General features: G+C 58.0%; 1 pseudogene. It reads right to left on the bottom strand.

The annotated features are described in order from the left end of the window. Positions 1-19 precede the first annotated feature (19 nt). Positions 20-25,477: pseudogene (locus ET33_RS36240) on the bottom strand (non-ribosomal peptide synthase/polyketide synthase); the annotation flags it as partial. Positions 25,478-25,496 lie beyond the last annotated feature (19 nt).

The raw sequence follows: 25,496 nt of genomic DNA, 5'->3' as shown, positions 1-25,496 counted from the left end.
TTTATGGTTTGGCCATCCGCTAGAATGCGAATTCGATGCTGCTTAACGAATCATTGCTGTCGTTTTCAGGCTCATTCAATTGGATCTGGCTTAACCGGATATCAGGATTCTCGCAGATTTGTTCCAGGACAGCCAACAAATCCTTCGACATTTTGCGAATCATGGTCGCTTTGAACAATTTGGCGGCATACTGGAAGCTTCCTCGAATTGCGCCATCGTCTTCGGCCACCGACAAGGTCAGGTCGAACTGTACGGCGACCGTCTGATCGAAGACAAACGGAGTCAGGCTGAATGCATCGGCTTCAATTCCGCGATCCTCGGTATTTTGCAAGACGAACATCGTATCGAACACCGGATTGCGGCTCGCATCCCGCTTCACATTCAATCGCTCGACAAGCTCTTCGAAAGGATAATCCTGATGCTCGAAGGCTCCCAGCGTCGACTCTTTGACCTCCTCCAGATAGGAGAGGAAGGTCTTCTCGCCCGCCGGATAATTGCGGATCGCCAGCGTGTTGACAAACATTCCGATGACCGGCTCGACGTCCGCATGCGTTCTCCCGGCAACCGGTGTTCCGACGATGATGTCTTCCTGCCCGCTGTATTTGGACAGCAGTACCGTGTACGCGGACAGCAGAACCATATACAGCGTGCTTTCGTGTCGGCCCGCCAGCTCGTTCAGCTGCTGCGTAAGAGCTTCGTCCGCTTCAAACTCGAGCTCCGCCCCTTCGAAGCTTCGGGTAGAAGTTCTTTCGTAGTCGGTCGGCAGCTCGATAACCGGCAGCTCTCCCGCCAGCGCTTGCAGCCAGTAGCCTTCCTGCTGCTTCACCCGTTTGGCATACGCTTCGGACCGCTGCCATGCCGCGTAATCCTTATATTGAATCCGCAGAGGCGACAATTCCTCGCCCGCATACAGCCTGGAGAACTCTTCCTGCAAAATCCCCACGGAAGCGCCGTCCGAAATGATGTGATGCATATCCAGCATCAGAATGTGGCGTTCCGGCTCCACTTCGATCAACCCTACGCGAAGCAGAGGCGGCTTCCTCAAATCAAACGGGCGGACGAAACGCTGCGCAATCTCCACCGCTTCTTCCCGGCCGGCTTTGCTGTACTCCACGGCAAACTCGACCTCGCTGTATACGCGTTGAACAGGTTCGCCGTTCGCCATCTCGAAACCGGTACGCAGCGTCTCATGACGCTCGATCAGTTGACGGAAAACCGCTTCGAAGCGGTCGCGGTCCAGCGGCCCTTCGATTGTAGCAAAGCCCGGAATGTTGTAGCTTTGCTGCGCTCCTTCCAGCTGATGCAGAATGAAGAGCCGCTTCTGTGCGGAAGAAACCGGATAGTACTCCCGCTCACCGATCACCGGAATGGCGCTGTGCTCCTGCCGCTCCAGCCCGTCGATGACTTGAGCCAGCGCTTCAACCGTCGGGAACCGGAAAATATCCCGCAGCGGCACATTGACGTTCAGCTCCTTATTCACCTTGCTTGACAGTACCGTTGCCCGCAAGGAGTGGCCTCCAAGCTCAAAGAAGTTGTCCTTTACGCTAATCGGCCCGATTCCGAGCACTTCCTGCCAGATGCGTGCCAACTCGGCTTCCACCGTAGTACGCGGCGCGACGAAATCGGCGCCTGTCTGCATGCTTCCTTCCGGGGCAGGCAGCGCATTGCGGTCGATCTTCCCGTTCGGCGTCAGCGGCATTTGCTCCATCTGCACGAAGTACGACGGAATCATGTAGCCCGGCAGCTCTTGCGACAACGCCCCTCTCAGCTCGCTCACCGTCAGCTCCCGTTCGGCCACGAAGTAGGCACAAAGCTGCTGCTGCCCGTTTGCGTCGCCGCGGGCAATGACAATCGTTTCTTGAACGGAAGCGATTTTCAAAAGCTGCTCTTCGATCTCGCCTAATTCGATCCGGTAACCGCGGATCTTCACCTGATGGTCGATCCGGCCCAAATACTCGATGTTGCCGTCCGGCAACCAACGGGCCAAATCTCCCGTACGGTACATCCGCTCACCCGCCAGGAACGGGTTGTCCACAAATTTCTCCGCCGTCAGCTCGGGACGGTTCAAATAACCCCGCGCCAGTCCTGCGCCCGAGATGCACAGCTCTCCGGCCACACCGACCGGCAGCATGTGATTTTGCGAATCCACAATAAAGATTTGGTGATTCGCAATCGGACGACCGATCGGAACCGATCTCAGATCGATGCCGTTCGGGGAAGCCACCCATACGGATGTCACAATCGAAGCTTCCGTCGGCCCGTAGGCGTTGAAATAGCGTACTTTATCTTTCCACTGCTGAACGAATTCGACCGAAGCGGCGGAGCCTCCCGTAATGAGCTTCTTCAAGCTCGGCAAGCGCTCCGGGCTCAAATAGATCGCATAGGTCGGCGGCAGGATCGCTGCTGTAATGCCGTTCTCGTTCATGTAGCTTTCGAACAGCGGATAATCCAGAATCGTATCCTTGGCCGGGATATACAAGGTTGCGCCAAAGAACAACGCTTTGAAAATTTCCCAGCACGAAGCATCGAACGACAAGCTTGCAAATTGGACGACCCGGTCCTCCTCGGTGATCCGCAGCGTTTCTGCAAACATCAGCTTCAAGCTGCACAGCCCGTGATGCTCGACCATAACCCCTTTCGGCTTGCCCGTCGTGCCCGACGTATAGATCACGTACGCCAGATGATTCGGCCCGACGACCGGCTCCAGATTCGAGCCGTCCGCATGATAGGCCTGCTCGTCATCCGCTGCGACCACTTTCCCGGCAAACGATACGAGTTCCCGCGAATGCTGCTGCGTCAACAACACTTGCGCACCCGAGTCTTCCAGCATGTACCGGATACGGTCTTCCGGATATTCCGGATCGATCGGCACATAGGCGCCTCCGGCTTTCATGATCGCAAACGCGCCGACGATCATTTCCAGCGACCGCTCGATCATCAATCCGACCGGCTGGTCCGCTTGCACGCCTTCCGCTCTCAGCGTTCGCGCAAGCCGGTTTGCCCGCTCGTTCAGCTCCCGGTAGGTAAGCTGCATATTTTCAAAGACGACCGCCGCTTTATCCGGCATCCGTTCCGCCTGCTCCTCGAACAGCCCGTGAATCGTCTGCTCCCGTGCATACTCCGCTGCGGTATCGTTGAACACGTGGATAATTTCCGCTTTCTCCGCTGCGGTAGCCAGCTCCAAGTCGCCTACGGAAGCTTGCGGGTCGGCCACGATTTGCTCAAGCACATGCAGCAGGTGCCCTTTCAACCGCTCCATATCGGCCTGTTCGAAGACTAGCGCGTTGTAATCGAAGCGCACGACGATTTCGTCTCCCGGGAAGACCGTTACCGTGAAGTTATAGTTCGTATGCTCCGCCACATCGACGCCCGTAATCGAGAGCGTACCGCTATCGTCGCCGCCGGCCTGCTCCACCTGTTCATCCATCGGGTAGTTTTCGAATACCAGCAGATGGTTGATCAGCTCTTGCTTTTGAGCGCTTTGGGCCTGAATTTCATACAGCGGATGGAAGTCGTAACGTCCGGATTCCAGCGCCGCCTCCTGCATCCTTCCCATCACGTCGGCAAAGCTCTCCTCCGTTTGGCAGGAGACACGGACCGGGATTGTGTTAATAAAGAGCCCGATCATTTCTTCGATGCCCGGAACTTCCGCCGGTCTGCCCGAAACGACGCTGCCGTATAGCACATCGTCGGTTGCGTTATACTTCTGCAGAATGACGCCCCATGCCGCTTGCATCAGCGTATTCACCGTCACTCGGCACTGCTTCGCGACCCGGTTCATCCGATCGCTTAACTCTTTGTCCAGCTCGCAAACGACATGCTCGGACTCGTAGCCTTCGCTTCGTTTTTGCGCCTTCTCCTGAGGCAGCGCCGTCTGACCTTCGTAGCCTGCCAAGTACTCCGACCAATAGGCGGATGCTGCTGCGCCGTCCTGATTCTCAAGCCATTCGATATATTGGCTGTACGCCGGCGCCGCCTTATGTTCGGGACGATCACCCTGAACGTAAGCCTCATACGTTTCAAACAATTCCTTGACGACCAGAGGCAAGCACCAGCCATCCATCAGGATGTGGTGGAAGCTCCAGAGCACCCGGTAGCTTGCTTCCTGCGTGCGGATGACCGCAACGCGCACCAGCGAATCCTGCTCCAGATCGAATCCGCGAGCAATGTCTTCTTGCTCCAGCCTTTCGACGGACGCTTGCCGCTCGTCTTCCGGCAAATGGCTCAGATCTTCATAGACGAATCCGATCCGTTTGTCGCGGTAGACGATTTGCAGAGGCTCCCCTCGTGGCCCGCTGAAGAAATTCGTGCGCAGAATCGCGTGACGGGCGACCAGATCGTTCCAGCTTCTAGCGAACAGCTCCGCATCCAGGCTTCCTTGCACGGTAAACCGCATCTGCTCGAAATACGCTCCATCTTCCTTGTCCAAGGTCGTGTGGAACCACATGCCCTTTTGCATCGGCGTAAGGATATAGATGTTCTCGATTTCCCCGACATTGCGCGTTTGTGCGGAAATCTGCTCCAGCTCCTCGACGGTGAGTCCTTTGAGCTGGACATCGCTCGGCGTCAGCTCCGCCCATTCTTTCGCCGCGCAATGCGCGATGACTTCCTGGAGGCTTTCCTGCAGCATACCGGCCAGCTCCTCCACCGTCTCGCGATGGTATTCCTTCCGGCTGTAGCTCAGCTCAAGCGCCAGCGAACCGTCCGTGATCATGCCGTTGATGTCCAGTACGAAGCTGCGGGCTTGCCGGTCGCTCATTTCCGAACCGCTGGAGTACGGCGATAATCCGATATCGTTATTGGACAGATCCTGATCGAATTGTCCCAGATAGTTAAAGCTGATCTCCGGCTCCGCTCCCCACACGGTACCGTCCGGCTGTGCGGACAAGTAGCGGCGGAGGCCGTAACCGATTCCCTTGTTCGGAATTCGGCGCAGATCCTCTTTCACTTTTTTAATTCGGGTGGACAAGCTCCTGCCCGGCTCCATCTGGAGCAGCACCGGATACTTGCTTGTAAACCAGCCCACGGTGCGCGTAATATCGATGTCCGTCATGATGGATTCCCGTCCGTGTCCTTCCAGGTTTACCAGCAGACGGTCGAGACCGCTCCATTTCTGCACCGCCATGCCCAGCGCCGTCAACAGAATGTCGTTCATTTCGGTGTTGTACGCGCGGTGGACTTTCTTCAACAGCTGCTCCGTCTCCATGCGGCTCCATTGAATCGTGATGGATTCGCTGTCCTGCTGCGAAGAAAGATCGGATTGCTTATCCTTAGGCAGCGGCGCCACGGCGGTTTGGGCAATTTGCTCCCAGTATGCCCGCTCGTTCTCCATCGCCGGACTTTGCGCATACGCCGCAAGCTGCTCGGACCATGTACGGAACGCATCGGTTTTCGCCGGAAGACGAACCTCTTCTCCCTTGGCCGCCTGCTCGTAGCCGAGGGCGATATCCTCCAGCAGTATCCGCCAGGATACGCCGTCGACGACGCCGTGGTGAATGACGAGAAGCAGATGATCGCCGTCCGCGCATTGGAACAGCCCCGCTTTAAACAGCGGTCCCGCTTCGAGGTCGATGCTGCTCTGGATCTCGTTTGCCTTGGCTTCGACCGCTTGCTCAGCAGACTTGACGTCTCTGAAATCGGCCACTTCCAGGCTGTAAAGCTCGCCTTCTCCGATGGCCCGGTTCCATGCGGCATAGCCGTTCTCCGATTTACGGAATACGGTACGCAGCGCATCGTGATGCTCTGCAAGCTTCTGCAGCACTTGGCGAAGCGCCGCCTCGTCGAAGCGATCCTTCCGATGCAGCATGAAGGCTTGATTGAAATGATGCGGATCGGCCAACGGCTGCTCGAAGAACCAGCGTAGAATCGGCGTCAGCCCGACCTCTCCGGTCACTTCGCCCTGATCGATCATTCGGGCCACCGGCTGAATATGCTGACTGAGCTGCGCCAAAGTCGGATATTTGAACAAGTCGCGGATTTCCAGCTTGTACCCGGCTTGGTGCAGACGGGACGATACCTGAATCGATTTGATCGAGTCTCCGCCAAGCTCGAAGAAGTGATCCGTTACCCCGACGCGCTCGGCCCCCAGCACCGCCTGCCATACGGCAGCCAGAGCCTTCTCCTGCTCGGTCCGCGGCGCGACATACTCCGCTCCCACAGGCGCGTTTCCTTGCGGGGCAGGCAGCGCTCTGCGGTCGATCTTCCCGTTCGGCGTCAGCGGCATCCGCTCCAACGGCACGAAGTGCGACGGGATCATATAGTTCGGCAGCTCCTGCGATAATGCTGCTCTCAGCTCGCTGACCGTCAGCTCCCGCTCCGCTACGAAGTAGGCGCACAACTGTTTCTGTCCGCTTTGGTCTTCGCGCGCGATGACCGTCGCTTCTTTCACGCTCGCGACTTTCAACAGCTGCTCTTCGATCTCGCCAAGCTCGATCCGGTAGCCTCGGATTTTCACCTGCTCGTCGATCCGGCCTTTGTATTCCAGCGTTCCGTCCGGCAGCCATCTTGCCAGGTCTCCCGTCCGGTAGCAACGCTCGCCGGCGCGAATGGAAATTTCCACAAACTTCTCCGCCGTCAGCTCCGGTCGGTTCAAGTAACCGCGTGCGACACCGTCACCACCGACGATCAGCTCGCCCCATACCCCGACAGGCAGCAGGTTCAGCTTGCTGTCCACGATGTACGCCGTAGAGTTGCTGATCGGTTTGCCGATCGGCACCGCTTCCTTCTGCTCGCCGATAATCGTATGTGTCGTGGAGAACGTCGTATTTTCCGTCGGCCCGTATCCGTTGACGATGCTTAATCCCGCATGCTCGCGCAGCACCCGGTTGATATGCGGTACGGAGAGCACGTCGCCACCGACGATCAAGGTTTTCAGTCCCGCGAACATTCCGCTGTCCTGTTGCGAAAGCTGGTTATACAGCGGTGCCGTCAGCCACATCGTGTTGATGCCGTACAACTGAATCGCGTTTTTCAAGCTCGCAGCGTCCAAAATCGTTTCGTTGCGCACCACATACAGTCTTCCGCCGTTCAGCAGCGCGCCCCAGATTTCGAAGGTCGAAGCGTCGAATACAACCGCTCCCGTCTGCAAAATATGCGTCTGTTCGTTCAGCTCGACATAATTCGTATTTTTCACCAGACGCACGACGTTCCGATGCTCGACCATAACACCTTTTGGTTTGCCCGTCGTTCCCGACGTGTAGATCACGTAGGCCAAATGCTCCGGACCGTTGACAGGCTCCAGATTGGAACCGTCCTCGTGGTAAGCTCCCTCGTCGTTCAAATTCACGAGCTTGTCCGCAAACGGCGCACGGTCCAACAAATGCCCTTGGGCGAGCAGCAGCTTCGCGCCCGAATCCTCCAGCATATAACGGATGCGATCCTCCGGATAATCCGGATCGATCGGCACATAGGCGCCTCCCGCTTTCAAGATCCCGATCATCCCAACGACCATTTCGAGCGAACGTTCGACCATCAAGCCTACCAGTTGATCCGGTTGCACGCCTGCATTCCGCAGCGTTCTTGCCAACCGGTTCGCCCGCTCGTTCAGCTCGCGGTACGTCAACTGCTTGCCCTCGAACGCAACGGCAAGGTGATCCGGGGTGCGCTCCGCTTGTTCCTCGAACAATTGATGAATCGTTTGGTCCGAAGGATATTCGGCTGCCGTAGCGTTGAATACGCACTGAATGTGCTCCTTCTCCTCCGCCGTGATCATCTCCAGCGAAGCAAGCGGCGCTTCCGGAGCCTGCACAATGGCGGCAAGCAATTGCTCGAAATGCTTCGCCATCCGTTCGATCGTTTCCCTTGTGTACAAGGCCGTCGAATATTCCATGCTTAGCTCCAGGCCTTCGCTGCCTTCCGTAACGTCCACACTCAGGTCGAATTTCGCCACGGTATGCTCGGCCGGATACGGGGTCAGCCGCAGTCCATCGAGCTGAAGCTCTCCGGTTTCTTTGTTTTGCAGCGCAAACAGCGTATCGAACAGCGGGTTACGGCTTAAGTCGCGAGCAGGCTGCGCTTTCTCCACCAGCTCTTCAAACGGATAGCTCTGGTACTCGTAGGCTCCCAGCATCGTTTCCTTCACTTCGTTCAGGAACGAACGGAACGTCTTCTCCCCGTCCGGGTAGCTGCGGATGGCCAGCGTATTGACAAACATCCCGATGATCGGCTGCAAATCGCCATGCGTTCTTCCCGCGATCGGCGTGCCGACGACGATGTCTTCCTGACCCGTATATTTTTGCAGCAGTACCTTGTAGGCAGCCAACAGCACCATATACAGCGTCGCGCCGCTTTCCGCCGCGATCCGCTGCAAGCCTTCGCCAAGCTTCGGCTCCAGTTGACGCTGAAGCAGGCTTCCTTCGAACTTCCGCACCGCAGGGCGAGGATAATCCGTCGGCAGTTCGAGTACCGGCAGCTCGCCACGGAATACATCCAGCCAGTAGGCTTCCTGCCGTTTCATCTGCTCTTGCTGCGCTTCGGATTGCTGCCATGCCGCATAATCCTTGTACTGAATGCGCAGCGGCATCAAGCTTTCTCCGTTGTACAACCGGCCGAACTCTTCGGTCAACACATCCGTCGATACGCCGTCGGAGATGATGTGGTGCATATCCAGCAGCAAAATGTGCCGGTCCTCCGCCAGCTCGACCAAGCCTACGCGCAGCAGCGGCGGCTTCGCCAAGTCAAACGTGCGCACGAATCCGCGTACGATGTCCCCGGCTTCTGCCTCGCTCGCCCGATAATGTTCGACGGCGAAGTTCACTTCCTTGTACACCCGCTGCACCGGCTCGCCGTTCACCAGCTCGAAGCCCGTGCGCAGCGTCTCGTGCCGCGCGATCAGCTGACGGAACGCTTCCTCCAGCCGACCGCGGTCCAGCGCTCCTTCGAGCACCAGCCTTTCCGGCATGTTGTAGGTTTGCTCCGCTCCCTCCAGTTGCTGCAGGATGTAGAGACGCTTCTGCGCGGAGGATACCGGATAGTACTCCCTCTCCTCGACTGTCGGGATCGAGACGTATGCCTGCTCTTCCATTCGGGCAATCGCTTGGGCCATCTCTTCCACCGTCGAGCAGCGGAACACGTCCCGCAGCGGAAGCTCCACGTTCATCTCCTTATGCACCTTGCCGACCAGCATCGTCGCGCGCAGGGAATGGCCGCCTAGCTCGAAGAAGTTGTCCTTCACGCCAACCTTCTCCAGCCCGAGCACCTCTTGCCAGATGCTGGCCAGCTTTGCTTCCTGCGATGTCCGCGGCGCAACGTATTCCATCCCCGTCTGCATGCTCGCATCCGGTGCCGGCAGCGCTTTGCGGTCGATCTTCCCGTTCGCCGTCAGCGGCAGCTGCTCCAGCTGCACGAAGTACGACGGGATCATATAGCCCGGCAGCTCCTGCGACAGGCTGGTCCGCAATTCGCTCAGCTTCAGTTCGCTCTCCGCCGTGAAGTACGCGCACAGCACCTTCTGGCCTTTCGCGTCCTCCCGCACGACGACAACCGCTTCCCGCACGCCTTCTGCTTTCAGCAGCTGTGTCTCGATCTCGCCCGTCTCGATCCGGTATCCCCGGATTTTCGCCTGGTTGTCGATCCGGCCGATAAAGTCCACGTTGCCGTCCGGCATCCACCGCGCCAAGTCACCTGTCCGGTACAAACGCTCGCCTTCCACAAACGGGCTGTCTACGAATTTCTCTTCCGTCAGCTCCGGACGGTTCAGGTAGCCTCGCGCTACGCCGATGCCGCCGATGCACAGCTCGCCCAGCACGCCCACAGGCACCGGATTCAAGTGTGCGTCAACGATGTAGAACTTGGCGTTCAGCGCCGCTTTCCCGATCGGCACATTCCCCGCCTCCGGCAGCTTGGCCAGCGGCTCGTCGTACAAGCTCGAATCGATCGCCGCTTCCGTTACCCCGTATGCGTTGATGATTCTAAACTGCCTGCCGAAGCGCTCTTGCAGCACCCGGTAGTCCGTCACGCTGCAGCTATCCGAGCTTGTGATCAGCAACTCCATCGAGCTCATATCGAGTCCATGCTCCGCCACATAGTCCATGAACGGGATGATAAGTGCCGGCGTCGATTCGAAGATCGTGATCTTCTCTTCGCTGATCCAGTAGTGCAGACGCGCCGGATCGATCCGGTCGTCTTTCGGGCAGATGACCATCGTGCCGCCGTTGTACAGCGTCCGTGCGATGTCTCCGACGAACACGTCGAACGAGAAGCTTGCCAGCTGCAGCAGTCGGACCGGGAATTGATCCATACGATACTCCCGGCGGTATCCTGCCGCCGTATTGACCAGGCTGCGGTGCTCGATCATAACGCCTTTCGGACGTCCTGTCGTACCCGACGTATAGATTACGTAAGCCAGATCGTGCGGCTCGTTCACATTCCCCAAGTTCGACGCGTCTTCGGCATACGCCGCCTCGTCGTCCAGGCAAAGCACCGCTTGCAGCGTCTGCCCCCATTGCTGCGCGCGCTCCTGCAGGTGCGTTTGCGTCAGCAGCACTGAGGCTGCGCTGTCCTCCAGCATGAACTGGATGCGGTCGGACGGATAATCCGGGTCCAGCGGCACATAGGCGCCGCCCGCTTTCCATACCGCCAGCGCGCCGACGAGCAGCTCCGCCGAACGGTCGGCCAAAATGCCTACCAGTTGGTTCGGCTGCACGCCTTGAGCCCGCAGCGTGCGTGCCAGACGGTTCGCCCGTTGGTTCGGCTGCACGCCTTGAGCCCGCAGCGTGCGTGCCAGACGGTTCGCCCGTTCGTTCAGCTCCCGGTATGTCAGCCGGTCGTTTTCGTAAACGACCGCGGCGGCTTCCGGCGTACGCTCCGCCTGCTTCTCGAACAGCGCGTGGAACGCTTCGTTCTCCGGCGCATCCGGTGCGGCCGGGTTGAACATGTACACGATCTGCGCCTTCTCTTCCGCCGTCAGAATGCCCAGCGACGCGACTTTTGCCGCAGGATCGTTTACGATGGCCGTCAGCAATTGCTCGAAATGCTTCGCCATCCGTTCAATCGTTTCCCGTTTGTACAACGCCGTTGCGTATTCGAGACTGCACTCCAGACCTTCGCTGTCCTCCATCACGTCGAGGCTCAGGTCGAATTTCGACATGCCGTACTCGGTCGGGTACGGTGTCAGGTGAAGTCCCGGAAGATGCATCTCTTTGTTTTCCGTATTTTGCAAGGAAAACATCGTGTCAAAGAGCGGGTTGCGGCTCAAATCCCGAGCCATTTGCAGCTTGTTCACCAGCTCTTCGAACGGATAAGTCTGGTGTTCAAACGCGCCAAGCGTCGTTTCCTTCACGTCCTCCAAATACGAGAGGAACGTTTTGTCCGCTGTCGGATAGTTGCGGATCGCCAGCGTGTTGACGAACATCCCGATGAGCGGCTGCAGATCCGCATGGGTTCTGCCCGCAATCGGCGTACCGACAACGATATCCTCCTGAGCGGTGTACTTTTGCAGCAGAACCGTGTAGGCGGCCAGCAGCACCATGTACAGCGTTGCGCCGCTTTCTGCAGCGATTCGCTTCAGCCCTTCGCTTATTTCCGAGTTCATGCGGAAATCAAGCGTATCGCCGGCATAGCTCTGCACGGCAGGGCGGGCATAGTCGGTCGGCATTTCGAGCACGGGCAGCTCTCCGCGGAACGCTTCGAGCCAGTACGCTTCCTGGCGCTTCAATTGCTCTTTTTGCGCCTCGGACTGCTGCCATACGGCATAATCCTTGTACTGGATGCGCAGCGCCGGCAGCTCCTCCCCGCTGTACAGCCGGGCGAACTCTTCCACCAGAACATCCGCTGAGACGCCGTCGGAAACAATGTGATGCATGTCCAGCATCAGGATGTACCGCTCGGGAGCCAGCTCGATCAAGCCTACCCGCAGAAGAGGCGGCTTCGCCAGATCAAACGGACGGATAAAGTCGCGCACGATCGTTTTGGCTTCTTCCTCGCCGGCTTGTACCGTTTCGACGGCAAAATCCACTTCCGGATAGATCCGCTGCACCGGCTCGCCGTCAACCAGCTCGAAGCCCGTGCGCAGCGTCTCATGACGCGCAATCAGCTTGCGGAACGTCTCTTCGAACCGCTCGCGGTCCAGTGCCCCTTCCAACCCCATCACGCCCGGCATGTTGTAGCTTTGAGCCGCGCCTTCCAACTGATGCAGAATATAGAGCCGTTTCTGAGCCGAGGAAACCGGGTAGTATTCCCGCTCTTCGACGACAGGGATCGCATCGAACTCCTGCTGCTCTAGCTGTCCGATCGCCTCGGCCAATTGCTCGACCGTCGGGAATTGGAAAATGTGCCGCAGCGGAAGCTCCATATTCAGTTCCTTGCGCACCTTGCTTGCCAATGCCGTCGCACGGAGCGAATGTCCGCCAAGCTCGAAGAAGTTGTCCTTCACGCCAACTTTCTCCAGCCCGAGCACGTCCTGCCAAATGTGCGCCAGCTTGGCTTCCGTCGGCGTCCGCGGCGCAACGTATTCGCCGCCCGCATGCATGCTTCCTTCCGGAGCAGGCAGCGCCTTACGGTCAATCTTCCCGTTCGGCGTAAGCGGCATTTGCGACAGTTGTACGAAATACGACGGGATCATATAGTTCGGCAGCTCTTGCGACATCGCCGCTCTCAGTTCGGCCGCTGCAAGTTCGCTTTGCGCTACAAAGTAGGCGACGAGCTGCTGCTGTCCGCTTGCGTCCTCGCGCGCGAGGACAATCGCTTCCTGAACGGCGTCGACCTTCGCCAGCTGCGTTTCCACTTCGCCAAGCTCGATCCGGTAGCCGCGGATTTTCACCTGATGGTCGATCCGGCCCAAGTATTCGATATTTCCGTCCGGCAGCCAGCGAACCAAGTCACCCGTCCGGTACATCCGCTCGCCCGGCTCAAACGGATTGTCGACGAATTTTTCCGCCGTCAGCTCGGGACGGTTCAAGTACCCCCGCGCCAGCCCGACACCCGAGATGCACAGCTCCCCGGCCACGCCGACAGGCAGCATCCGGTTGTGCGAATCCACGACGTAGATGCGGTGATTCGCAAGCGGCCGGCCGATCGGCACCGACTTCCGGTCTCCGAAACCGTCTGACACCGCGTTCCAAATAGACGTTACGATCGAGGCTTCCGTCGGCCCGTAGGCGTTGAAGTACAGAACCTTGTCTTTCCACTGCTGAACGAATTCGACGGAAGCCGCCGAACCGCCCGTGATCAGCTTCTTCAAGCTTGGCATCCGGTCCGGATTCAGATAAGCCGCGTAAGTCGGCGGCAGGATCGTTGCCGTTATGCCGTTCTCGTTCATATAGCTCTCGAACAGCGGATAATCGAGAATGGTCGTAGAAGTCGGAATATACAACGTTGCGCCGAAGAACAACGCTTTGAAAATCTCCCAGCACGACGCGTCAAACGACAGGCTGGCAAACTGCACGACGCGATCCTGCTCCGTCATTTGCAGCGTGTTTGCAAACATCAGCTTCAGGCTGCACAGCCCGTGATGCTCGACCATAACCCCTTTCGGCTTGCCCGTCGTTCCCGACGTATAGATCACGTATGCCAGATGATTCGGTCCGACGACCGGCTCCAGATTCGAGCCGTCCGCATGATAGGCCTGCTCGTCGTCCACCGCCACAAACGTCCCGGCAAACGATACGCGTTCCCGCAAATGACGCTGTGTCAGTAGCACTTGCGCACCTGAATCTTCCAGCATGTACCGGATACGGTCCTCCGGATATTCCGGATCGATCGGGATATAGGCCCCGCCGGCTTTCATAATCGCCATCATGCCGACGACCATCTCCAGCGAGCGCTCGACCATAAGGCCGACCAGTTGATCCGGGCGGACTCCGGCATCGCGCAGCGTTCGCGCCAGACGGTTCGCCCGCTCGTTCAGCTCCCCGTACGTAAGCTGCGCCTTCTCGAATACAACCGCCACCGCATCGGGATGGCGCAGGGCCTGCTCTTCGAACAGCCCGTGAATCGTCTGTTCCCGTTCATATTCCGCCGCCGTATTGTTGAATACGTGGATAATTTCCGCTTTTTCCGCCTCGGTCGCCAGTTCCAGAGCGCTTACAGGAGCTTGTGGGTTCACTGTGACCTGCTCGAGCACGTGGACGAGATGTCCCATCAGCCGCTCCATGGCAGACTGTTCATACACAGACGCATTATAATCGAAGCGGACGACGAGCTCTTCTCCCGGCATGATAACGAGAGTAAAGTCGTAGTTCGTTTGTTCCGCGATGTCGACATCCGTAATCGTAAGCTTTCCGTCCTCATCGCCGCCCGCCTGCTCGATCTGCTCATCCATCGGGAAGTTCTCGAAAGCCATAATATGGCTGATCAGATCCTGCTTTTGGGTGCTCTGCGCCTGAATTTCGTACAGCGGATAGTAATCGTAGCGTCCCGACTCCAAAGCCGATTCCTGCACGCTCTTCATCACGTCGGCAAAGCTCTGCTCCGCCTCACAAGAGACGCGGACCGGAATCGTGTTAATGAACAGCCCGATCATCTCTTCGATCCCCGGAATTTCCGCCGATCTTCCCGAAACGACGCTGCCGAATACCGCATCGTCGGTTCCGTTATACTTCTTCAAAATAATACCCCAAGCCGCCTGCATCACGGTATTTACGGTCACCTGATGCTGCTTGGCGATCTGACTCATCCGTTCGGTCAAGCTCTTGCCCAGCGGTCGGAAAACATTGGCTCCTGCGTACTCTCCGTCCTTTTTGTGCAATTTGCCCTGAGGCAGCGTCGTCTGGCTGTCGTACCCTGCCAAGTACCCGGACCAATAGCGGGCCGCCGCTTCCACGTCCTGCTTCTCCAGCCATTCGATATAGTGGCTGTAAGACGGGGCAGCCGGCCGTTCGGACAGATCATTGCGCAGATAAGCCTCGTACGTGTCGAACAGCTCTTTGGCAATTAAAGGCAAGCACCAGCCGTCCATCAGGATATGATGGAAGCTCCAGAGCACATGGAAGCTTTCTTCCTGCGTGCGGACGACTTTAACCCGCATCAGCGCATCCTGCTCCAGATCGAAGCCCCGGGTCTTGTCCTCGTTCACCAGTTGATCGAGATATGCGCTCCATTCGGCTTCCGGCAGATGGCGCAAGTCTTCGTAAGCAAATTCAACCGGCTTGTAGCGGTAAACAATCTGCAGCGGTTCCCCTCTCCAGCCGCTGTAGAAGTTGGTGCGCAGCACGGCATGCCGTGCCGCCAGTTCGTTCCAGCTTTGGGTGAACAGCTCGATATTCAGCGCGCCTTGAACGTTAAACAGCGTTTGCTCGATATACGCGCCGCCATGCTGGTTCAAGGTATTGTGGAACCACATCCCTTTTTGCATCGGCGTGAGCGCATAGACGTTCTCGATGTCCCCGAGCTGCCGCGTTTGACCGGAAAGCTGCTCAAGCTCCTCCACGCTCAGGCCTTTGAACTGAACGTCGCTCGGCGTCAATTCCACCCGCTCTTTCGAAACGCAGTGTGCGATGATGTCGCGCAGGCTTTCCAGAAGCGAAGCAGCCAGACGCTCTATCGTCTCTTGGCGATATTCCTTGCCGTTGTAGCTCAGCTCGAGCGACAGCGTTCCGTCTGCAATCATGCCGTTGATGTCCAGCGCGAAGAGTCGTTTTTGCCGGTCGCTTGACTGCTTGCCGCCCGTATGCGCCGAAACTCCAATGTCGCTGTTTTGCAAATCCTGATCGAATTGTCCGAGATAGTTGAAGCTGACTTCCGGCTCCCCGCCCCACGCGATGTCGTCTTTAGCTGCGGACAAGTACCGGCATACGCCGTAACCGATCCCTTTATTCGGGATTTGACGCAGGTCTTCTTTCGTTTTCTTGAGCAAGTAGGACAAGTCTTTGCCTTGCTCCAGCTCAAGCACAACTGGATATTTGCTCGTGAACCAGCCAACGGTGCGTGTAATGTCGATATCCGTCATGATGGATTCCCGGCCGTGGCCTTCCAGATTCACCAGCACACGGTCGAGGCCGCTCCACTTCTGTACGGCCATCCCCAGCGCCGCCAGCAAAATATCGTTCATTTCGGTGTTGTACGCGCGATGGACGCCCTTCAACAGCTGCTCCGTTTCCTCGCGGGTCCACTGTACCGAGATGGATTCGCTATCCTGCTGCAAGGAAACGTCCACTTGCTCGTCCTTAGGCAGCGGATGCACCTCCGTTTGCGCGATGCGCTGCCAATAGGCCAACTCGCGCTCTATAACCGGACTTTGCGCATACGTCTCAAGCTGCTCGGACCAGGTGCGGTACGCATCCGTTTTCGCCGGAAAACGAAGCTCTTCTCCTTTGACAGCCTGCTCGTAGCCAATCGCGAGATCCTCCAGCAAAATGCGCCACGATACGCCGTCGACCACGCCATGGTGAATGACGATCAGCAGATGGTCGCCATCTGCGCATTGGAACAGCCCCGCTTTGACAAGCGGTCCTGCTTCCAGATCGATGCTGCTCTGAATTTCGTTCGCTTTGGCTTCGATCGCTTGCGTGGACTCCTCGATTCCTTTGAGGTTCACCACTTCCAGACCGTAAAGCTCGCCTTCCCCGACAGCCCGGTTCCATGCGGTGTAGCCGTTCCCGGACATGCGGAATACGATGCGCAGCGCATCATGATGCTCCACAAGCTTCTGCAGCACCTTGCGAATCGCCGCTTCGTCGAAGCCGTCCTTGCGGTGCAGCATGACCGATTGGTTAAAATGATGCGGCTCGGCAAACTGCTGCTCGAAGAACCAGTGCTGGATCGGCGTCAGCGCGACGTCGCCGCTTACCTCGCCTTGGTCGGCCATCCGCGCCACCGGACGGATATGCTTGCTCAGCTGCGCGACGGTCGGATATTTGAACAAGTCGCGGATTTCCAGCTTGTACCCGGCCTGATGCAGGCGGGACGAAACTTGAATCGATTTGATCGAATCTCCGCCTAGCTCGAAGAAATGATCCGTCGCTCCGACGCGTTCCGCGCCCAGCACGGCCTGCCATACGGAGGCGAGAACTTTCTCCTCCTCGCTCCGGGGCGCAACGTAGTCGGCTCCCGCCGAAGCGTTACCTTGCGGAGCGGGCAGCGCCTTGCGGTCGATCTTCCCGTTCGGTGTCAGCGGCATCCGCTCCAGCTGCACGAAGTGTGACGGGATCATGTACCCCGGCAGCTCGCCGGACAGCTCCCCTCTCAGCTCGCCCACCGTCATCGTCCGGTCGGCCACGAAGTAGGCGCAAAGCTGCTTTTGTCCGCTTGCGTCGTCGTGTGCGATGACAATCGCCTCCTGAACGGACGCAAGCTTCAGCAGCTGCTCTTCGATCTCGCCGAGCTCAATCCGGTAGCCGCGGATTTTAACCTGATGGTCGATCCGGCCCAGATACTCGATCGTTCCGTCCGGCAGCCACTTGGCCAAATCGCCCGTCCGGTACATCCGCTCGCCCCGCTCGAACGGATTGTCCACGAATTTCTCCGCTGTCAGGTCGGGACGGTTCAAATAGCCCCGCGCCAGGCCTACGCCTGCGATGCACAACTCGCCAGCCACGCCGACGGGTACCGGTTGATGATGTGCATCGACAATATAAATCCGATGATTGACGACGGGACCTCCGATTGGCACCGACTTCAATTGGCTGATGTCTTCGGTCGAAGGCGTCCAAATGGTCGTGCAGATCGAATCTTCCGTCGGACCGTAAGCGTTGAAATATTTCACTTTGTCTTTCCATTGCTGAAGGAGCTCCAAGGATGAAGCGGAGCCTGCCGAGATCAGCTTTTTGAAGCCCGGCATATGGTCCGGGTTCAAGTAGACCGCATAGGTCGGCGGCAGCGTAGCGGTCGTAATGGCGTTATCGCTCATATACCGCTCGAACCATTGGTAATCCAGAATCGTTTCCTTCGTCGGGATGTACAAGGTCGCACCGAAGAATAGAGTTTGGAATACTTCCCAGCACGATGCGTCAAACGACAGGCTGGCGAATTGAACGACCCGGTCCTGTCCGGTCATTTGCAAGGTGTTCGCGAACATTTGCTTCAGGCTGCACAGCCCGTGATGCTCGAGCATTACCCCTTTCGGCTTGCCGGTTGTCCCCGACGTATAAATGATATACGCCAAATCGTTCGGACCCGCAGCGGACTCTAGGTTCGAGCCGTCCTCGGCGTATGCTTGCTCGTCATCTACCGTGACGACGGTCCCGGCAAACGAAACGCGCTCCTGCAAACGACGCTGGACCAACAACACTTGCGCGCCCGAATCTTCCAGCATGTAGCTTATGCGGTCTTCCGGATATTCCGGATCGATCGGCACGTAGGCACCCCCGGCTTTCAGGACGGCAAACATGCCGACGACCATTTCCAAAGAGCGCTCAAGCATAAGTCCGACAGGCTGGTCCGTCTGCACACCGAGCGCCTGCAAGGTGCGTGCCAACCGGTTCGCCCGTTCGTTCAATTCCCGATACGTCAGCTGTTGGCCTTCGAAGACGACGGCCGGATGATCCGGAGTGCGTTCCGCCTGTTCCTCGAACAATTGGTGGATCGTTTTGTCCGCTTCATAATCTGCCGACGTAGCGTTGAACACGTGATGAAGCTGTGTCTGCTCCGCCACCGTCAACATCTCCAACCCGGCAAGCGGCGCTTCCGCAGCCTCCGCGATCGCAGTGAGCAATTGCTCCAAATGCTTCGCCATGCGTTCGATCGTTTCCCGTGCATACAAGGAGGTCGCGTATTCGAGGTTGCATTCCAGCCCGCTGCCGGTTTCCGTCACATCCAGCGTCAGATCGAATCTCGCGATCGTATTGCCGCTCGGATACGGAGCCAACTTAAGCCCGTCAAGCTGGAGCTCCTCGTTTTCCGTATTTTGCAGCACGAACATCGCGTCAAAAATCGGGTTGCGGCTCAAGTCGCGAGGCACCTGCAGCTTCTCCACCAGCTCCTCAAACGGGTAGCTCTGGTGCTCGTAGGCTCCCAGGGTCGTTTCCTTCACTTCCTCCAGGAACGAACGGAACGTCTTCCCGCCAGCCGGATAATTGCGGATCGCCAGCGTGTTGACAAACATCCCGATGAGCGGCTGCAAATCGCCATGCGTTCTTCCCGCAATCGGCGTACCGATAACGATGTCTTCCTGACCCGTATATTTTTGCAGCATAACGTTGTACGCAGCCAGCAATACCATGTACAGCGTCGCTCCGCTTTCTGCCGCAACCCGCTTCAAGGCTTCGTTCAGCCCGGCGTCCAGGCGGAAAGACAGCGTGCTTCCTTCGAACTTCCGCACCGCAGGGCGAGGATAATCCGTCGGCATCTCAAGCACCGGCAATTCGCCCCGGAACATGTCCAGCCAATAGGCCTCCTGCCGTTTCACCTGCTCCAACTGCTCCTCGGATTGCTGCCATACCGCATAATCCTTGTACTGAATACGCAGCGGCGGCAAGCTTTCTCCGTTGTACAAGCGGCCGAACTCTTCCGTCAGCACATCCGTCGACATGCCGTCGGAGACGATATGGTGCATATCCAGCAGCAAAATGTGCCGGTCCTCCGCCAGCTCGACCAAGCCTACGCGCAGCAGCGGCGGCTTCGCCAAGTCAAACGTGCGCACGAATCCGCGTACGATGTCCCCAGCTTCTTCCTCGCTCGCCCGATAATGCTCGACGGCGAAGTTCACTTCCTTGTACACCCGCTGCACCGGCTCGCCGTTCACCAGCTCGAAGCCTGTGCGCAGCGTCTCGTGCCGCGCAATCAGCTGACGGAACGCTTCCTCCAGCCGACCGCGGTCCAGCGTCCCTTCGAGCACCAGCTCGCCGGTCATATTGTAGCTTTGCTCCGCTCCTTCCAATTGGTGCAGGATGTAGAGACGCTTCTGCGCAGAAGATACCGGATAGTACTCCCTCTCCTCGACTGTCGGGATCGAGACGTATGCCTGCTCTTCCATCCGGGCAATCGCTTGGGCCATCTCTTCCACCGTCGAGCAGCGGAACACGTCCCGCAGCGGAAGCTCCACGTTCATCTCCTTATGCACCTTGCCGACCAGCATCGTCGCGCGCAGCGAATGGCCGCCAAGCTCGAAGAAGTTGTCCTTCACGCCCACCTTTTCCAGCCCGAGCACCTCTTGCCAGATGCTTGCCAGCTTCGCTTCCTGCGGCGTCCGCGGCGCGACGTATTCCATCCCCGTCTGCATGCTCGCATCCGGTGCCGGCAGCGCTTTGCGGTCGATCTTCCCGTTCGCCGTCAGCGGCAGCTGCTCCAACTGCATGAAGTACGACGGGATCATGTAGCCCGGCAGCTCTTGCGACAGGCTGGTTCGCAATTCGCTCAGCTTCAGTTCGCTCTCCGCCGTGAAGTATGCGCACAGCACCTTCTGGCCTTTCGCGTCCTCCCGCACGACGACAACCGCTTCCCGTACGCCTTCCGCTTTCAGCAGCTGTGTCTCGATCTCGCCCGTCTCGATCCGGTATCCCCGGATTTTCGCCTGGTTGTCGATCCGGCCGATAAAGTCTACGTTGCCGTCCGGCATCCACCGCGCCAAATCGCCCGTCCGGTACAAACGCTCGCCTTCCACAAACGGGCTGTCTACGAATTTCTCTTCCGTCAGCTCCGGACGGTTCAAGTAACCTCGCGCCACCCCGATACCGCCGATGCACAGCTCGCCCAGCACCCCAACCGGCACTGGATTCAAGTGTGCGTCAACGATGTAGAACTTGGCGTTCAGCGCCGCTTTCCCGATCGGCACGTTCCCTGACTCCGGCAGCTTGACTAGCGGCTCGTCGTACAAGCTCGAATCGATCGCCGCTTCCGTTACCCCGTATGCGTTGATGATTCTAAACTGCCCGCCGAAGCGCTCTTGCAGCACCCGGTAGTCCGTCACGCTGCAGCTATCCGAGCTTGTGATCAACAGCTCCATCGAGCTCATATCGAGTCCATGCTCCGCCACATAGTCCATGAACGGGATGATAAGTGCCGGCGTCGATTCGAAGATCGTAATCTTCTCTTCGCTGATCCAGTAGTGCAGACGGGCCGGATCGATCCGGTCGTCTTTCGGGCAGATGACCATCGTGCCGCCGTTGTACAGCGTCCGCGCGATGTCTCCGACGAACACGTCAAACGAGAAGCTCGCCAACTGCAGCAGTCGGACTGGGAATTGATCCAGACGATACTCCCGGCGGTATCCTGCCGCCGTATTGACCAGGCTGCGGTGCTCGATCATGACGCCTTTCGGACGTCCCGTCGTACCCGACGTATAGATCACATAAGCCAGATCGTGCGGCTCGTTCACGTTTGCCACGTTCGACGCGTCTTCAGCATACGCCGCCTCGTCGTCCAGGCAAAGCACCGCTTGCAGCGTCTGCCCCCATTGCTGCGCGCGCTCCTGCAGGTGCGTTTGCGTCAGCAGCACCGAGGCTGCGCTGTCCTCCAGCATGAACTGGATGCGGTCGGACGGATAATCCGGGTCCAGCGGCACATAGGCGCCGCCCGCTTTCCATACCGCCAGCGCCCCGACGAGCAGATCCGCCGAACGGTCGGCCAAAATGCCTACCAGTTGGTTCGGCTGCACGCTTTGAGCCCGCAACGTGCGCGCCAGACGGTTCGCCCGTTCGTTCAGCTCCCGGTATGTCAGCCGGTCGTTTTCGTAAACAACCGCGGTGGCTTCCGGCGTGCGCTCCGCCTGCTTCTCGAACAGGGCGTGGAACGCTTCGTTCTCCGGCGCATCCGGCGCGGCTGGGTTGAACACGTGCACGATCTGCGCCTTCTCTTCCGCCGTCAGCATGCCTAGCGACGCAACTTTTGCCGCAGGATCGTTTACGATGGCCGTCAGCAATTGCTCGAAATGCTTCGCCATCCGCTCGATCGTTTCTCGCTTGTACAACGCCGTTGCGTATTCGATCCCGCATAAGAAGCCGTCGCCGCTTTCCATGATGTCCAAGCTCAGGTCGAATTTCGACGTATGTTCTTCAACCGGGTACGGCGTCAGCTGCAAGCCCGGCAAGTGGAATTCTTTGTTTTCCGTATTTTGCAGAGTAAACATCGTGTCAAAGATCGGGTTCCGGCTCAAGTCGCGAGCCAGCTTCAGCTTGTCCACCAGCTCTTCGAACGGATAATCCTGGCGCTCGAACGCACCAAGGGTCGTTTCCTTCACTTCCTCCAAATACGAGAGGAACGTTTTGTCCGCCGCCGGATAATTGCGGATCGCCAGCGTATTGACGAACATCCCGATCAGCGGCTGCAAATCGCCGTGTGTTCTTCCCGCAATCGGCGTACCGACGACGACGTCCTCCTGGCCGGTATACTTTTGCAGCAGGATCGTGTAAGCCGCAAGCAGCACCATGTACAGCGTCGCGCCGTTGTCTGCAGCGATCCGCTGCAAGCCTTCCCGTTTCTGCGCGTCGATCTCGAAGCGGAGGGCATTCCCCGCGTAGCTCTGCACGGCAGGGCGGGCATAGTCCGTCGGCATTTCGAGCACCGGCAGCTCCCCGCGGAACACCTCGAGCCAGTAGGCTTCCTGGCGCTTCAATTGCTCTTTTTGCGCCTCGGACTGCTGCCATACGGCATAATCCTTGTACTGGATGCGCAGCGCCGGCAGATCCTCTCCGCCGTACAGACGGGCAAACTCCTCCACCAGAACGTCCATGGAAATCCCGTCTGAGACGATATGGTGCGTATCGAACATCAAGAGATGCCGTTCAAGCGCAAGCTCGATCAAACCAACCCGCAAGAGCGGCGGCTTCGTCAAATCGAAGGCGCGGATAAATTGCTTCACCGCTGCGTCGGCCTCTTCCTCGTTCGCCTGGATGTGCTCTACCGCAAACTCCACTTCGGGGTAGATCCGCTGCATCGGCTCCCCGCCTACCATCTCAAAGCCGGTGCGCAGCGTCTCATGACGTGCGATCAGCGCCCGGAACGCTTCTTCGATCCGGTTGCGGTCGAGCGCTCCTTCTAGCAGCGTCACGCCCGGCAAGTTGTAGCTTTGCTCGGCCCCTTCCAGTTGATGCAAAATGTAGAGCCGCTTTTGCGCGGACGATAGCGGATAATACTCCCGCTCTTCCGCAGCAGGAATCGAGCTGTACACCTGCTCGCCCATTCCACTGATGGCTTCGGCCAGCTTTTCCACCGTAGGATACCGGAATACGTCTCGCAGCGGCAGGCTGATGTTCAACTCTTTGTGAAGCCGGCTGACCATGGTTGTCGCGCGCAGCGAATGGCCGCCAAGCTCAAAAAAGCTGTCTTTGACACTTATTTTTTCTATTTTAAGAATTTCTTTCCATATTTTAACGATTCCGGCTTCCAGCTCTGTCCGTGGCTCCACGAACTCCACGCCGGTTTCCATGCTTTCCTCTGGAGCAGGCAGCGCTCTGCGGTCGATCTTCCCGTTCGGCGTCAGCGGCATCCGCTCCAACGGCACGAAGTGCGACGGGATCATATAGTTCGGCAGCTCCTGCGATAATGCCGCTCTCAGCTCGCTGACCGTCAGCTCCCGCTCTGCTACGAAGTAGGCGCACAGCTGTTTCTGTCCGCTTTCGTCTTCACGCGCGATGACCGTCGCTTCTTTCACGCTCGCGACTTTCAACAGCTGCTCTTCGATCTCGCCAAGCTCGATCCGGTAGCCCCGGATTTTCACCTGCTCGTCGATCCGGCCTTTGTATTCCAGCGTTCCGTCCGGCAGCCATCTTGCCAGGTCTCCCGTCCGGTAGCAACGCTCGCCGGTGCGGATGGAAATTTCCACAAACTTCTCCGCCGTCAGCTCCGGTCGGTTCAAGTAACCGCGTGCGACACCGTCACCACCGACGATCAGCTCGCCCCATACCCCGACAGGCAGCAGGTTCAGCTTGCTGTCCACGATGTACGCCGTAGAGTTGCTGATCGGTTTGCCGATCGGCACCGCTTCCTTCTGCTCGCCGATAATCGTATGCGTCGTGGAGAACGTCGTATTTTCCGTCGGCCCGTATCCGTTGACGATGCTGAGTCCCACATGCTCGCGCAGCACCCGGTTGATATGCGGTACGGAGAGCACGTCGCCACCGACGATCAAGGTTTTCAGTCCCGCGAACATTCCGCTGTCCTGCTGCGAAAGCTGGTTATACAGCGGTGCCGTCAGCCACATCGTGTTGATGCCGTACTGCTGAATCGCGTTTTTCAAGCTCGCAGCGTCCAGAATCGTTTCGTTGCGTACCACGTACAGTCTTCCGCCGTTCAGCAGCGCGCCCCAGATTTCGAAGGTCGAAGCGTCGAATACAACCGCGCCCGTCTGCAAAATATGCGTCTGTTCGTTCAGCTCGACGTAATTCGTATTTTTAACCAGACGCACGACGTTCCGGTGCTCGACCATAACGCCTTTCGGCTTGCCCGTCGTTCCCGACGTGTAGATCACGTAGGTCAAATGCTCCGGACCGTTGACAGGCTCCAGATTGGAACCGTCCTCGTGGTAAGCTCCCTCGTCGTTCAAATTCACGAGCTTGTCCGCAAACGGCGCACGGTCCAACAAATGCCCCTGGGCGAGCAGCAGCTTCACGCCCGAATCCTCCAGCATGTACCGGATGCGATCCTCCGGATAATCCGGATCGATCGGCACATAGGCACCTCCCGCTTTCAGGATCGCGATCATCCCAACGACCATTTCGAGCGAACGTTCCACCATCAAGCCTACCAGTTGATCCGCCTGCACGCCTGCGTTCCGCAGCGTTCTTGCCAGGCGGTTGGCCCGCTCGTTCAGCTCGCCGTATGTCAGCTGCCGGTCTTCAAAGGCAACCGCCACCGCGTCCGGGCGGCGCTCCGCCTGCTCCTCGAACAACCGGTGGATCGTTGTGTCCCGGGGATAGCCCGTGCCGGTTTGGTTGAATGTGTCCAGCAGTTGATGCTTCTCGGCCTCCGACAACAAATCCGCCTGCCCCAGAGCAAGATCCGGCTGGAACAAAACGACAGAAAACAACCGGTTTAAGTGATCGACCATCTGCGCGATGAACGATTCGGTATATAGATTCCCGTTATATGTTAAATGGAGGCGGACCGCATCCTTGTCCAATTCGAATTCGAATAAAACATCCGAGATCGCGCTTTGCCGATAATCGGTAATATGAAGCTGCTTCAACGCAACCAGCGTGTTAACGACAGGCACGCCGTCCGCATATTGCAACTCCAGACGTTCCGTCATCAAGCGGAACGGAACGTTCTGATGGTTGATGGCTGCCGTAACCGAGGTTTTCGCTTCGCCAAGCAAAGCTTTAAAGGTGCTGTCATCGCGAACCTCTTCCCTGAGAATAACCAATTGGTTGACGGGACGCCGGGTCTCATTCGGCTTAGTGACAACAGGCATGCCCACCAAAATCGAGCTGCTATTCGTATATTTGTATAGTAAGCTTTGGACTCCCGAGAGCAAAATCATATAGGCTGGCAAAGGCGCACCTTTGCTCATTTGAACAATCCGCTCGGAGACCCCGTCCGACAATGCGACGGACATCGTCCGGGCTTGGGCAGGAGCTTGATTCGGAGCCTTGTTGTAAGGAAGTGCCGTAGGCGTGTTCTCTTCACCTTCGAATATCTTGTTCCAAAACGCGGTTTCCCTCTCGAATGCCACCTTCATCGCTTCTCTA

It is taken from the genome of Paenibacillus tyrphae, from assembly GCF_000722545.1.
GTDB lineage: Bacteria > Bacillota > Bacilli > Paenibacillales > NBRC-103111 > Paenibacillus_G > Paenibacillus_G tyrfis.
The sequence above is the reverse complement of the archived record's forward strand: the minus strand, read 5'-3'. Positions and strand labels throughout refer to the sequence as shown.